The organism is Chryseobacterium candidae (assembly GCF_004916905.1).
Classification (GTDB): domain Bacteria; phylum Bacteroidota; class Bacteroidia; order Flavobacteriales; family Weeksellaceae; genus Chryseobacterium; species Chryseobacterium candidae.
In genome coordinates, this window is record NZ_SDLV01000010.1 from 251,747 (window position 1) to 265,587 (window position 13,841).

A 13,841-nucleotide genomic window follows, 5' to 3' on the forward strand; every position below is an offset into this window, starting at 1 on the left:
TTTTGCTCACAGAATTTTAATGAGTGAAATATGAAGGCTAAATTTATCGCCATAACAGCTCTTGCATCAGCATTCCTGAATCTGAATGCACAGAAGATTTCCTATACTCCTGATCTGGTTTTGGGAAACCGTTCCTATACTTATATGCACAATGTCAATTATCAGCTGAATGAGCGGTTGAAATTAAACAATCTTACCCTGTTTGATACAGAGTATACCAAGGATAAAGAAAACATATTCTTCATCAGAAATACCCTTTCGTATCATCTTACCAAAAGGCTGAGTGCCAATGCGGCATTTGGAATGAAAAATCCCGGAGCATTTTTCAGTGCTTATCTACAGTACAAAATTATCCGTCCTTCCTATTATCTGTCCTACTCTATAGGAACCACTTATCAGAAAGGATTTTCTCTGGAACAGTCTGTATCTTTTGAGTACACACCTCATCTGACAGAAAATTTCAAGGGATATTTCAGTGTTCTGGCTATTGGAAACCTGGATAACAGCGGATATCCCAGAGGCCTTCAGTTTATAAGACTGGGAGTAAAACAGGATAAAATGATGTACGGACTTGCTTCCAACTTTGATCAGTTTAATAACGGAAAAAAGACCCTGGAAAATATCGGGGCATTTGTAAAATATAACTTTTAAAAATGAAGACGTTCCAACTTTTTTTAACTATTAAGATGTTAAGATTATGAAGACAGTTTGCTTAAATTTTAAGTCAGAATGGTTCTTAACTATACTTTAATTATTAAAATAACAGATCGTGCTATGAAAATCATAACACGATCTGAATTATTGAATCTAATTATTTTAAATTTTTCTAGACCGCATATTCTACTGAAGCTTCTTTAGCGGCGGCAACCATTGCTATTAAAGCTTTTTCAGTTTCGTCCCAGTGTCTGGTCTTCAGTCCGCAGTCCGGATTTACCCAAAGCTGATTGGCAGGAATTACATTCTGAGCTTTTCTCAGCAGTTCAATCATTTCTTCTTTCGATGGTACTCTTGGTGAATGGATGTCATATACTCCCGGACCAATTTCATTCGGATATTTAAAGTCTGCAAAAGCGTTCAGCAGTTCCATCTGAGAGCGGGAACACTCTATCGTAATCACGTCGGCATCCATATCGGCAATATTTTCAATAATATCATTGAATTCTGAATAGCACATATGCGTATGGATCTGGGTAGCATCTTCCACTCCGCTTGCTGAAATTCTGAAAGCTTCTACAGCCCATTTCAGATAGTCCTGCCAGTCGGTTTTTCTTAATGGAAGACCTTCTCTTATGGCAGGCTCATCAATCTGAATAATTCTGATTCCTGCTTTTTCCAGATCTACCACCTCGTCACGAATAGCCAAAGCAATCTGCTTACACGTTTCTGAACGGGGCTGGTCATCACGGACAAAAGACCACTGCAAAATGGTAACCGGGCCTGTCAACATTCCTTTTACCCATTTTTCAGTCTGGGATTTGGCATATTGGGACCAATAAACCGTCATCGGAGCCGGGCGGGAAACGTCGCCGAAGATCACCGGAGGTTTTACACAGCGGCTTCCGTAGCTTTGTACCCATCCGTTTTTGGTGAATACAAATCCTTCCAACTGTTCTCCGAAGTATTCTACCATGTCGTTACGCTCAAATTCTCCGTGAACCAGTACATCGATACCAATTTCTTCCTGCCAGCAGATTGTTCTCTGAGTTTCTTCTTTCAGTAAAGTATCATACTGTTCTGCGGTCAGTTCCCCTTTTTTGAATTTCGCTCTCCAGCTTCTTACCTCTGTGGTTTGCGGGAATGACCCTATTGTAGTGGTTGGGAATAAAGGAAGCTGCAATACTTCCTGCTGTTCTTTTTTACGGATTTTGAAAGGGTTTATTCTCTGAGCATCTTTTTCAGAAACAGCATTTGCTCTTTGCTTTACCTGGTGATTATGAATAAGAGAAGAAGTTCTTCTGCTTTCAATTGCTTTTTTATTTTCTTCGAATGCTTCAAGAATCTGTTCATTTTCTGTTCCGGAAACAAGTTCTTTAAGTGTTACTACTTCTTTTACTTTTTGTTTAGCAAAAGCCAGCCAGCTTTTAATTTCCGGGTTAAGATGGGTTTCAAAATCCAGATCACAAGGTGAATGAAGCAATGAACATGATGGAGCGATCAAAATCCTTTCAGATCCTAATTTTTCAACAGCTTTTGTAATGAAAGACAGCGACTTTTCATAATCATTTTTCCATATATTCCGACCATCAATTACCCCTAATGAAAGGCTTAAATTTTCCGGAATATTATTCAGAATATCATCCAGCTGTTCAGGATTTCTCACCAGATCAACATGCAATATATTCACAGGAAGTGAAACGGCAAGTGATGCATTATCTTTTAATCCGTCGAAATAAGTGGCTACAATAAATTTCAGTTTTGGAAATCTTTTTCTGATTTCGGCATACACAGAAAGATAGGTCTCTTTGGCTTTTTCAGTTAAATCTAATGCCAGAAAAGGTTCATCAAACTGAATCCATTCTGCACCCTGCTCCTGAAGTTTGGTTAAAATCTCTGTATAGACTGGAAGAATATTTGCGGCCAGATCCAGCTTATCAAATCCTTCTTCTTTTTCTTTTCCTAATAGCAGATAAGAAACCAGCCCGATAATAACCGGTTTCGCATTGATTCCAGCTTGTTTTGCTCCTGCAAATTCATTGAAAATTTTATCTGAACTCAGCTTAAACTGTTGGTTTTTATAAAATTCCGGAACGATGTAATGATAGTTGGTATCGAACCATTTGGTCATTTCCATGGCAGTAATATCCAATCCGTCTTTCTGATAGCCTCTTGCCATGGCAAAATAAAGATCAAGCTCAGTATTGTTTTTTTTAAGCACTACTTCATGATACCGTGCAGGAATTGCTCCTACCACAAGGCTCATATCCAATACCTGATCATAGTATGAAAAATCATTGCATGGGATAAGATCTATCCCTGCTTCTTTCTGGATATTCCAGTTTTGGGTACAGATAGTTCTTCCGGTGTTCAAAAGTTCTTCCATAAGGATTTTACCTGACCAATACTGCTCGCAGGCTTTTTTGAGTTCTCTTTTGCTACCAATACGCGGATAGCCAAGGATGTGAGTTTGCATTTTTTTAAACTTTTTAATTAAACTTATTGTGAAAGTCCTTTAAAATGCTTCGTTATGTTTTTGCGGAGGAAATTTCAGGAAATAATGATATAGCAGGCAATGCATTTCCAATTGAGAGAAAATACATATCTGATATATCATCTGTATGACCCAAAAGCTTCAGCCCGCGAAAGCATTGTCAATTCAGTAAAGGCAGGTCTCCTGACTTGTAACAGTTTCCGTCATCCTTCCCGTTTTTGGCAGTGGATATGCAAGGACAGAAACTTTTGGCATGTTACTTACAGTTGCGCGACAGCTCGTGATTTGCACACGATTCCCTATTAATCTACCTTAAGTAAAACCTTTCCTGTTTGATGAAGTATCTGCAAAGAACTGTACTTTTACCTCTAACAAAGATTATCAGTAAAAGTTTTTAATTTTGTGTAAAATTAGGAATACCGAATAAAAATACAATTCACAATAAATAATTAAGCAAATTAAACTTTTAAAAATAAAATTAAGAGCATATAATTCTGTAGATTTGACTGTTTTAATCATTTAAAAGAATAATATTCTGTGGAACAACTCGATAATAAGGATTTACAGCTGCTCAGGCTGCTCCAGAAAAATGCAAAATTGACCGTTAAGGAACTTGCAAAAGAAGTGAACCTTTCTACCTCTCCGGTTTTTGAAAGGGTAAAAAGGCTTGAACAGGAAGGTTTTGTCAAAAGGTATGCAGCCATTCTCGATGCTGAAAAACTGAACCGCGGATTTACGGTTTTCTGCCAGATCAAGCTCAAAATTCACGACCGGTCTGTAGGCTATGATTTTGTAAAAGAAATTTTAGAAATTGAAGAAGTTGCCGAATGTTACAATATTTCCGGAGATTTTGATTTCCTTCTGAAAGTTCAGGTAAGAGATATGAAACATTATCAGGATTTTGTATTTAACAAGCTGGGATCTGTAGATTCTATAGGCAGCACTCACAGTACTTTTGTGATGGCTGAGGTAAAAAACAACTATGGATTAACAATATAATTAAATTTATATTAGGGCTTCATTATAAGAATAAAACACCGCCAGATAATGACAGGTCTTATATTGTTTTGAAGCCTCCCTTAGGTTAATTAGCTGCCGGATCAATCATTTCTTCTGTAAGTCCTAATGATTTTAAAAGGTTTTTGCTGTCGAAAAATAATGTTGCATAATGTTTTCCTTTTTTAAAAACCAGTTTTGATCCATCTGGAAATTCACTGTCTGCTGCTAATTTCTGTGTTTTGGCATTGTACTTCCTGAACTTCGTTTTACTGTCCTGTAATGTACTTTTATTCAGAACAAGACCAAAAGGAAGTCCCTCAACAATTACAGGTTTATTATCTGAAGCAACAAAAAACATCTCATTCACAGTATTATCTTTTCCCAAGCTGCAATAAAGTTCCAGCCCTGTTTTAATGGGCCATTTGGCATATTTTTCTTCATTGGCATCTTCATAAAAGATGGCTTTTACGTTCAACGCTTTTGAGATTTTATCAGGAGCTTGCGGGAATATAAATTCTGAATTTCTATCCAATAAAGAACCCAAAGCGGCTGTTTTTTGTGAAAATACAGTCACACTTACTACCAGAAAAAGTATGGTTGCAATAAAATTGAATGGTTTTGTCTGCATGAGAATATTATAAAATTTTAAGGATTTGATGGTTAAAGGTATTAAAATTTTGGATACAGCCTCATTTTAAGCAATTCTTACACATTGTATTTCTGTTTTTTACTATTTTCTTTCCTGCAAATTGAATACGGTGCCGGCAGGATCGGTAATCCAGTGCATATTTTCAGGAAGTTCTTCAATTTCGTCACAGGTTTCCATACCGTTTGACAGCAGATATTGTGTAGCGGCTTCTACATCGGGTACGGTGAGCTGAAGCCATGTTTCAGAATGAGTGTAATTGTCTACACAATCCAGCCATATCATATTATGTCCAAATTTTACTTCATGTGTTCTGGAAACAGTGGGATTTTGTATTGGTTTTTCCTCAACCTTCAATTTTAAAATATCCCGGTAAAAAGCAACTGTTTTTTCGTATTTATTTTTGGGAATTTTTATAGCAATATTAATTCCTGCTTCAAATTTTGTATTCATTTTGTAGATTTTGAACGTTATAAATAGATTTCAACTCTCTAATGGCCTTAATTATTTCAAAAAGCCATTCAGATAGTTTAGAATCATTGCCGTCTGCATCATCAGACTTACATGGGTTTGCCCCGGAGCAATAGCCAACTGAGATTTTGGCATTGCACCCATGTCTGCAAAAACGTCACCTCCCAATAATTTATAGGTTTTTGTAAGTTCTGTTTTATCCAGTCCATCATTATCACCGGCTATAATTAAAACCGGTACCGGAATTTTAGAAATATTATCATCACCAAGGTCGAAAGGCTGTCCGGCAGAAGCCATCATCTGCTCCAGAAATTTAGGCCATTTTGTTTTATCAGGTGCTACAGCATTGTAGGCGGTATGCATGGGACTATTTGTAAAGAGTTCAGGCTTCATTCCTTCCAGGGCTTTATTCACTTCAGGCAGCCAGCCTTGGGTTTTATAGGTTGATGAGATAATAACCAGTTTGCTAAGTTTTTCCGGACTTTGTATAGCCATCTGATAGGCCACTTCTCCTCCAAAACTGTAGCCTGCAACATCTGCTTTATCAATTTTCAGATAGTCCATTACCTTTGTTACATCACTGGCCAAAGTAGCATGTGATAATTTCCTTTCGGAAAAAGGAGTATGTCCATGTCCCTGTAATTCAAGTGCAATTACTTTTCTGTTTTTAGACAATTCCGGGATCAGCTCCCCCCAATTCATATCGATTGTCATAAAGGCACCATGTAGCAATACAAGAGGTTTTCCTTTGCCATAGACTTCGTAGTAGACTTTGATGCCATTAACAGGTGCATAACCGCTTTCAGCAGGTTTTATTTTTTGTCCATATACCTGAGAGTTGGCAAGAATAATAATGAAGAACAATACTGCTGAGAATCTAAATAAACTTTTCATCATATAAGATTTAGAGGATTAATATTAAGTCAAAGTTACCAATCCGATCGGAAAACGGACTTGTCGCAGGACAAGATTTTATGAAAATGAGAGAACTCTTTGGGAAGCCGTTTCAAAGCTTACGCAAAAAAAATAATTTTACTTAATTTTATGAAATGAACATAAAAAATACTGCAATTAAAAAAATAAAATAAATATTTTTTTTAATAATTCTACAATAGTTGATAAAATTTCATTAATTTCGAATTAAGCTAAACGTAAAAATTATTATGAAAAATTTAAAGAAAATCGAAAGACAGGAACTGAAAACAATTAAGGGGGGAATTGACTGCAGAGGCGGTCAGCTATGTTTAATTGGTGGTAAGTGGCAATGTATGCCTTACGACGGATGTGGTGGCGGAAACCAGCCTTAATTTTAAGTTTAACGCAATTACTTGACTATGAAAAATTCTAAAAAAATTTCAAGAGACCAATTGAAAAGTATTAATGGCGGAGCAGCAACCTGCTCTGAAGCGTGTTGCCCACCCCCGGAAATCAAAAGATGCCCTTGGGTGTATTGTGTAGCGCCATGTGAGATTTTAAGCTAAGAGAAGAATCTATTCTCATACTAAGCCCTGTAATTTTGCGAATTGCAGGGCTTTTTATTGCTAGTTACTAATGTAAAAAAACCCTTAAATCAATTGATTTAAGGGTTTTTTAGCGGAGAGTGAGGGATTCGAACCCCCGGACCTGTTACAGTCAACAGTTTTCAAGACTGCCGCAATCGACCACTCTGCCAACTCTCCATTAACTCCGGTAATACCGTTGTTTTCAGTGGTGCAAATATAGAAAGTTTTTTATTACTGACAAAATATTTCTTCAATAAAATTCGGATTTCCGGAGTTTTAAAGAGACAGTTCTGTTCCCAGCAAAAGAAAATATGAATATTAAGAACTCAACATCAAACATTTAGATACACACATGAAACATTTCTACTTCACTAATTTTTTTTAAATAATTTTATAAGATTCAGACAGATATATAATTCTGCTCTGTGATGGATTTCATATTTTATTATGGCTAAAGTCTCAACTGATCATCAATGGTTTCAGTAAATATGGTTATTTCTCTTATTTTCCCCATAATAATCAAGGAATGACCGGACAATTTTTATTTCCATATCTCCCGCTTTAGCTTCTTCTGTAAAGTGAGTGTAAGAAATCTAATAATATCTGGTTTAAGGTTAAAAAAATCCCCAATATGTGAGTCCATAATTTGGAAGCTTATTAAATAAGCAATATTTTAGTTAAAAAATAACCATGATGAAAATAGGAATATGTCTGTGTATTATTATGTCAGCATTTAACAATATCACGGCTCAATCTGCAAAAATTGATACTGAAAAGCTTCTTGAATATTATGAAACACAACGTTATGCTGATGCTGCCCAATATCTTCAGACCATATATTCCGGAGATACACAGGATATAAAGGCTCTTTCACAAATAGCTTATTGTCATATGATGGCCGGAAAACTTCCGGAAGCTGAGAAAAGTTATCTGAAAATAAACACTCTTCAACCCAATAATCTCCCTACTTTATTCAGTTTGGCCAGTATTAATTCCAGACGGGGAAATGCTTCTAATGCCAAGAATTATCTTCAGCAGATCATTCAAATTGACAGTCTTAATTTCAATGCTTATAAACAGCTTGCTATCTATGCAGAAACGCCTGAATCTAAACTTAATTATCTCAAAAAAGCCAATGACCTTAATTCTACCGACCCTGATGTGGCTTATGATCTTTCCATTACCTACAGCGGTCTCAAACAATATCTGCCTGCTTATGATGTATTGAAAACAGCCATTGCTGCCGATACTGAAAATTTCACTTTACAGCAGGCTCTGCTACCAGTTGCCAATCAGTTAACCAAATATCCGGAAGTAATTGAAATCGGTGAAAAGCTCCTGAAAAATCATGCTGATGTTAATGTAATGAACGATATGGGACAGGCTTATTTTTACGTAAAAAATTATCAGAAATGCATTATGCTTTACAAAATGCTGGAAGATACGGGAGTACAAAATGAAGGCACATTATATTTTATGGCACTGAGCTATCGTGAACTGAAAGATTATAACAATGCTGCAATCTATGCGCAAAAGACTATTGATGAAGCTATTTCAGACCATACCAATCTTTACTATGCTGCGCTGGCAGGTATTTATGAAGCTAAAAACCAGTATAATGATGCTTTAACCGCTTATAAAAAAGGATTGACTTTTGGGGTCAGCAATATTATTTATTACCGTTTAGGACTTCTGTATGATCTCAACCTGAAACAGCCTAAGAATGCAGCAATATACTATCAGATGTACCTCAAAAATAATCCTGACCAGGAAAAGGAAAAAGACCAGATTGCCTATGCAAAAGGAAGAATGCTTGTCCTAAAATAATACAAAAAATAATGCAGAATTTTGTGACGGGAAGTCATTTTATATCTATGATGTTTATGATGTGTGTCTGGAAGAGGCCGGATTGCTCATCATGGTATTGAAAATATAATATCACCGAGCATTATAGATTTTATCCCGGCACTTATTATGTTTATTATTAAAAGTAAGTATACAAAAGCTAAATTATCATATAACAATATAATAGCCTCAGAAAAACGAAAACCCTTGCCGTTTGGTAAGGGTATATCATTGTTATGTCATTGCAAAGCTTTCTATATTACTCCTGCATAATCTTTTGAACTTCATTAAACTCTTTTTCAATCACATCATCTGGCTTATAAGTGAATAAAGAAACGATCACATTGGTTAATAAAGAAAGTGTAAACCCGGGAATGATTTCGTACCAGTCTTTCAGTGGATGCTGAAGATAGACCCAGGCTAATACAGTAATTCCTCCTACCATCATTCCGGCAAAACCTCCCTGCCATGTTGCCTTTTTCCATAAAAGAGACAGCAGGATCAATGGTCCGAATGCAGAACCAAAGCCAGCCCATGCATTTCCAACAAGATTAAGAATACTATCCTTAGGGTTGAGGGATAAAAGTACCGCAATGACCGCTACAAGTAAAACAGAAAGTCTGCTCGCCATTAATAATTGCTTAGAAGTTGCTTTTTTATTCAGAAAAGCTTTATAAATATCTTCTGTTAATGAGCTTGAAGTTACCAATAACTGAGAAGAAATAGTACTCATTACCGCTGCCAGAATTGCTGTAAGTAAAAATCCCGCAATAAACGGATGGAATAATATACGGGAGAAATAAATGAAAATAGTTTCTGCTTCCGTCTTTGATCCGTCAAATTTCAACATCATATTCATGTCAAACTTTTGCAGATAAGCGATTCCTACCAATCCTATGGCCAAGGCTCCGGCAACAGTAAAGACCATCCATGTAATTCCTATACGTCTTGCTTTGATCAGATCTTTTGGTTTATCAATGGCCATAAAACGTACCAGAATATGGGGCTGCCCACAGTATCCTAATCCCCATGCCAATAAAGAAACAATACTTACGGTTGTTGTTCCTCTGAACAAATCCAGATATTTTGGATTTTTTGCTTCAATCAGAGAGAATGTCTCTCCCACGCTTCCGATCTGGGTAATCGCTACAATCGGAACAATCACCAATGCCAGTACCATGATGGTGCCTTGTACAAAATCAGTAAGACTTACTGCCAGAAATCCGCCTAGAAATGTATACAGTACTACGACCAGACTTGTCAGGAGTAAGCCTGCCGTATAATCCATTCCGAAAGCGGATTCGAATAGTTTTCCTCCGGATACCATTCCTGCAGAAGTGTACAGGGTAAAAAATACCAGAATGAAAACAGACGACGTGATCTTCAGAAGCTGATTTTTATTTTTAAATCTGTTTTCAAAAAATACAGGTAACGTAATGGCATTCTGTGCCACCTCCGTATAAATTCTGAGTCTTGGTGCTACAATAATATAATTGAGATAAGCACCAATGGTTAGCCCTATAGCAATCCAGGAGCTTGAAATTCCGGACAGATACATCGCTCCCGGAACTCCCATCAAAAGCCAGCCGCTCATATCAGCCGCTCCCGCAGACAATGCTGTTACGGCAGCTCCCATTTTTCGGCCGCCAATTAGAAATTCTTCTGAATTACTTGTTGATTTTCTATAAGAATATATGCCTATACCTATCATTAGTAACAGATACAACCCCACAGAAATCCCTTCATATACTTGCATATCATTATTTTTACGAAGCCGAATATACTTTTTTTTTGAAAAAGAGTGAATTTCCTTCTATCACTAAAATCTCATGAAAAGTCTAAAAAATCAGAAAATCAATAAAACTTTAAGACATTAAAAACAATAAAACCAAAGATAAACGAAATTCATTCTCACATCCCAATTATTAAATATCCGCTTACGAAAAAACTACTTATTGCCGGTTTTAAACCTGATAAGAAACTTCTCATCTTTCAGGAGATACCCTTCTTTAGACCTGAAACTTTTATTGGTGAGTATAAATTCATATTCTTTGCCGGGCTTTACATCTACTCCCAAGACCAACGTTTTATCATTATTTTCCATTCCTTTCACTTTGGTCATCGGCATATATTCTTTTCCTTTATCAGAAAGATTGAAAGAATAATATCCGGGAACCATTTCCTGTGAAAAAGTAATTCTGAGCTCTTTGATGTCAGCACTCACGTCTACGGAACCATTGGCCGGCTCTGTTTTCACTACATACGGTAATTGATTTTGATATTCTTTAGCAAGTGTATTGGCTTTTTCTCTGAAAAATCTTGATTTGTCGAGAAAGTCTTCAACCGCTTTATTATCACCATAGTTCAGTTCAATAATATCTTTGATAGCCTGTTTTTTATTTTTTGTATTCTGGTAATACATTTTACTGATTTCATACCCCACATAATATCCTAAATCGGCTCCTTCTCCTTTTTGTCTTCCATTATAAAACCAGTTGGCAAGATTGCCGGTAAACATTTCTTTTTTAAACCGGGCTTTAATTTCAGCTGCATGAGCCATTCCGTAAGAAATATATTTCCTTTGCGGAGATTCCTTCATCACAAGTTCGGCAATCAGATCACATGATCCTTCCTTGATAGCCTGGTTTAAAACCCTGTTTTGATTTCCGTTCTGCTGGGTATGGATGTATTCATGAATATTCAGGGAAACGATATTATCCAGAGACTGATGGGCAAATATACCCTTCAGCCATTCATCTTTAAACTCCGAGACCTCTGTAGCCCCAATTCCGGTGGCAAGTTCAGCACCTACCAATACCATATTTCCGCTCACGGCTCCACCAGAGTTAAGTGCACCAATAGTAAAATACATTTCAGCATCTTTAAGTTCAGGATACAACTCCTTCAGTCTGGTAACACTGGCTTCCAACTCTTTGGTCTTGGTTTTTATCGTTAAGGTATTCGGTCTTACTGAATTCCAGAATTTTGGATACTTTTCTATGACTTTTACATACACACTATCATTATAATCTCTGGCATTCATAAAAGCTTTTAACCCTTTTGTTGCTTTATCAGTATACAATCTTTTCATAAGATCCAGCTTTCCGGAGTAATCATTTGTTTTTTGGATGCTGTCATAAGCCACCCAAAAGTTATCAATATCTGAAGTAAAAATCCTGGTTGATTTTTGTGAAAAAGCAGTTGCAAATACGAGTGAAAAAATAATGGTAGTAAAACGTTTCATGGTTATTTTAATACAGCAATTATACATACAATTATTGTATTTTACAAATATCTTTTACCTTATAAACACTATAGATTTTAAAAGAACTGAAGATAAAATCATATCATAATAACTCAAAAAAAACGGAGCTAAAATTGGTGCCTTATTATTTATTTATATTAATTCCAAATAATTTTAATTCTTTCCATTTTTTTGTCGCAAATATTTAATACTTTAGCTTAATAATTTGAACGAATGGGAATAATCCTTAAACCAATTGATATTGTAGATGACATTTCACAAGAAGATTTCCGTGAAAAATATCTAAAGCCATGTAAGCCAGTGGTAATCAGAAATATGGCAAGAAAGTGGCCCGCCTATCAAAAATGGACGATGGATTACATGAAAGAAGTAGTAGGCGACGTTGAAGTTCCCCTTTATGACAGTGCCAAAGCAGATCCTGCCGCCCCTATCAATACTCCGACTACGAAAATGCCCTTCCGTGATTATGTTGATCTTATTCAGAGAGAGCCTACTGATCTGAGAATTTTCTTCTTTGATCCTATAAAATTTGCCCCCAAACTCTTGGACGACTATGTTCCGCCAAAAAACCTTATGGGTGGATTTTTAGATAAATATCCAAGTATGTTTTTCGGAGGTAAAGGTTCTGTAACTTTCCTTCATTACGATATCGACATGCCGCATATTTTCCACACTCACTTCAATGGAAGAAAACATGTCCTTCTGTTTGAATACAAATGGAAAACACGTCTGTATAAGCTTCCTTATGCCACCTATGCACTGGAAGATTATGATATTTCCAATCCTGATTTTGAGAAATTCCCGGCATTGGATGGTATAGAAGGAATTGAGTGTTTCCTGGAGCATGGAGATACTTTATTCATGCCTACAGGTTGGTGGCACTGGATGAAATATCTGGATGGATCTTTCTCTATTTCACTGCGTGCATGGGATAAAAGCTGGGCTGTAAAGGCACATTCTCTTTGGAATCTTGCCGTTCAGCGTAATTTTGATAATTTTATGAAAGGCCGATACAAAAAAAGGTATATGGACTGGAAAGAAAGAAAAGCCGTAGAAAAGGCCCATATTGCTTTAAAAAAAGGGCTTCCGAAATAGTGATACGCTTTTTTAGATAATAAATGAGTGGATGATTTAACATGAGTCATCCACTTTTTTATTATGTTTTAAGATGTAATACAAAAATTAGTTAAATTGCAAAAACGTTCCCTTAATATCCTTCTATATGTTTGAAAAGTTGATTGATAGTTTTGAAAAGCTGTGCCTGCAGATTATTATTGAAATATTGCTGGTTCCCGTAACCATCTTCAAATTGTTTCACGATCCCCGTCGCTGCTATGATTTGTCTGTTCACGAGATGGAAAAAGAAGAGACTGAACGCTTTCACGACTTCCTCTCTCCTATCAAACTTTCTGTTTATACCTCTGTGATTGTTTCGGTACTTTTAATGGATTATGGTGGTCAGCACAATATTATTTCCAAAATCAAAGGGCTAAGCATGGTAGAAAAAGCGCTCTTTATATTTTTGATGAATAATATTACTGCGGTAGTATTTACTGTTGTTATATTATGGTATAAAAAAGAAAAAGTGAATACAGTCACCTTCCGGACGTTATTATTTTCTTTTATTTATACAACGGTGTATACATCTACCCCTCTTTTTATATTAATCAGCTCGGCTATGTTTCTGGGACAAACTATGAATGTAGATGCTTATGTTGACAACCTGGGTAAGATAAAAAACCATGGAACAAGAGATTATATATTTTTTACGGCTTTTCTGGTTTTTATCATCATTGCAATTATCGGGATTTTCAAGCTTTTCAAAGCTTTACACTATATCCTCAAGAATAATTTCAGCTACCACCCTTATATTCTATGGTTTTTTACAGTACTTTTCTTCGTCGTTCAGCTTTATTATACCATGGTATTTATTTAAAATTAATATATTTTCAAACATACCAGTCT

General features: G+C 36.1%; 13 protein-coding genes, 1 tRNA gene and 1 riboswitch. Of the genes, 7 read left to right on the forward strand and 7 right to left on the reverse strand.

What is annotated here, in order from left to right; genetic code table 11:
* Positions 1-30: 30 nt before the first annotated feature.
* Positions 31-651, forward strand: coding sequence for a hypothetical protein (locus EK417_RS05980; RefSeq protein WP_136521605.1), 621 nt, complete (start codon positions 31-33; stop codon positions 649-651).
* A gap of 175 nt (positions 652-826) precedes the next feature.
* Here the strand turns inward: EK417_RS05980 and metE are convergent, their stop codons facing one another.
* Positions 827-3,130: a 5-methyltetrahydropteroyltriglutamate--homocysteine S-methyltransferase gene (metE, locus tag EK417_RS05985; RefSeq protein ID WP_136521606.1), complete on the reverse strand. Its 2,304-nt coding sequence runs from the start codon at positions 3,128-3,130 to the stop codon at positions 827-829.
* A gap of 174 nt (positions 3,131-3,304) precedes the next feature.
* A riboswitch (cobalamin riboswitch) is annotated at positions 3,305-3,490 on the reverse strand.
* A gap of 195 nt (positions 3,491-3,685) precedes the next feature.
* On the opposite strand from metE, the gene EK417_RS05990 reads away from it, so the two are divergent.
* Entirely contained in the window at positions 3,686-4,147 is a 462-nt protein-coding gene (locus EK417_RS05990) for an Lrp/AsnC family transcriptional regulator (protein ID WP_076594441.1), read from the forward strand.
* Positions 4,148-4,232: 85 nt separating this feature from the next.
* Here the strand turns inward: EK417_RS05990 and EK417_RS05995 are convergent, their stop codons facing one another.
* The 3 genes from EK417_RS05995 to EK417_RS06005 all read right to left on the reverse strand — a co-directional run bounded on the left by EK417_RS05995 (position 4,233) and on the right by EK417_RS06005 (position 6,158).
* Entirely contained in the window at positions 4,233-4,775 is a 543-nt protein-coding gene (locus EK417_RS05995; protein WP_136521607.1) for a hypothetical protein, read from the reverse strand.
* A 102-nt stretch (positions 4,776-4,877) separates the two neighbouring features.
* On the reverse strand, positions 4,878-5,246 hold the full coding sequence (locus EK417_RS06000; RefSeq protein WP_136521608.1) for a VOC family protein: 369 nt from the start codon (positions 5,244-5,246) through the stop codon (positions 4,878-4,880).
* Between the two features lie 51 nt (positions 5,247-5,297).
* Entirely contained in the window at positions 5,298-6,158 is an 861-nt protein-coding gene (locus EK417_RS06005; RefSeq protein WP_136521609.1) for an alpha/beta fold hydrolase, read from the reverse strand.
* Positions 6,159-6,427: 269 nt separating this feature from the next.
* On the opposite strand from EK417_RS06005, the gene EK417_RS20985 reads away from it, so the two are divergent.
* Both EK417_RS20985 and EK417_RS21765 read left to right on the forward strand, forming a co-directional pair.
* Positions 6,428-6,571 carry a bacteriocin-like protein gene (locus tag EK417_RS20985; RefSeq protein ID WP_002980068.1) on the forward strand — a complete coding sequence of 48 codons (144 nt, stop codon included), beginning with the start codon at positions 6,428-6,430 and terminating at the stop codon, positions 6,569-6,571.
* 27 nt (positions 6,572-6,598) lie between these two features.
* Positions 6,599-6,745 carry a bacteriocin-like protein gene (locus EK417_RS21765; RefSeq protein WP_410493433.1) on the forward strand — a complete coding sequence of 49 codons (147 nt, stop codon included), beginning with the start codon at positions 6,599-6,601 and terminating at the stop codon, positions 6,743-6,745.
* A 113-nt stretch (positions 6,746-6,858) separates the two neighbouring features.
* On the opposite strand, the gene EK417_RS06010 is transcribed toward EK417_RS21765, so the two are convergent.
* A tRNA-Ser gene (locus EK417_RS06010) sits at positions 6,859-6,943 on the reverse strand.
* A 513-nt stretch (positions 6,944-7,456) separates the two neighbouring features.
* On the opposite strand from EK417_RS06010, the gene EK417_RS06015 reads away from it, so the two are divergent.
* Complete coding sequence (locus EK417_RS06015) at positions 7,457-8,593, forward strand: tetratricopeptide repeat protein (protein WP_136521610.1); 1,137 nt, start codon at positions 7,457-7,459, stop codon at positions 8,591-8,593.
* A 277-nt stretch (positions 8,594-8,870) separates the two neighbouring features.
* Here EK417_RS06015 and putP read toward each other — a convergent pair whose 3' ends face one another.
* Complete coding sequence (putP, locus tag EK417_RS06020; protein WP_136521611.1) at positions 8,871-10,367, reverse strand: sodium/proline symporter PutP; 1,497 nt, start codon at positions 10,365-10,367, stop codon at positions 8,871-8,873.
* Between the two features lie 192 nt (positions 10,368-10,559).
* Positions 10,560-11,855 carry an Ig-like domain-containing domain gene (locus tag EK417_RS06025; RefSeq protein ID WP_136521612.1) on the reverse strand — a complete coding sequence of 432 codons (1,296 nt, stop codon included), beginning with the start codon at positions 11,853-11,855 and terminating at the stop codon, positions 10,560-10,562.
* Between the two features lie 234 nt (positions 11,856-12,089).
* On the opposite strand from EK417_RS06025, the gene EK417_RS06030 reads away from it, so the two are divergent.
* Both EK417_RS06030 and EK417_RS06035 read left to right on the forward strand, forming a co-directional pair.
* Positions 12,090-12,971, forward strand: a complete 882-nt coding sequence (locus EK417_RS06030; RefSeq protein WP_076594435.1) for a cupin-like domain-containing protein — start codon at positions 12,090-12,092, stop codon at positions 12,969-12,971.
* 127 nt (positions 12,972-13,098) lie between these two features.
* Positions 13,099-13,812 carry a hypothetical protein gene (locus tag EK417_RS06035; protein WP_110368180.1) on the forward strand — a complete coding sequence of 238 codons (714 nt, stop codon included), beginning with the start codon at positions 13,099-13,101 and terminating at the stop codon, positions 13,810-13,812.
* Positions 13,813-13,841: the final 29 nt, after the last annotated feature.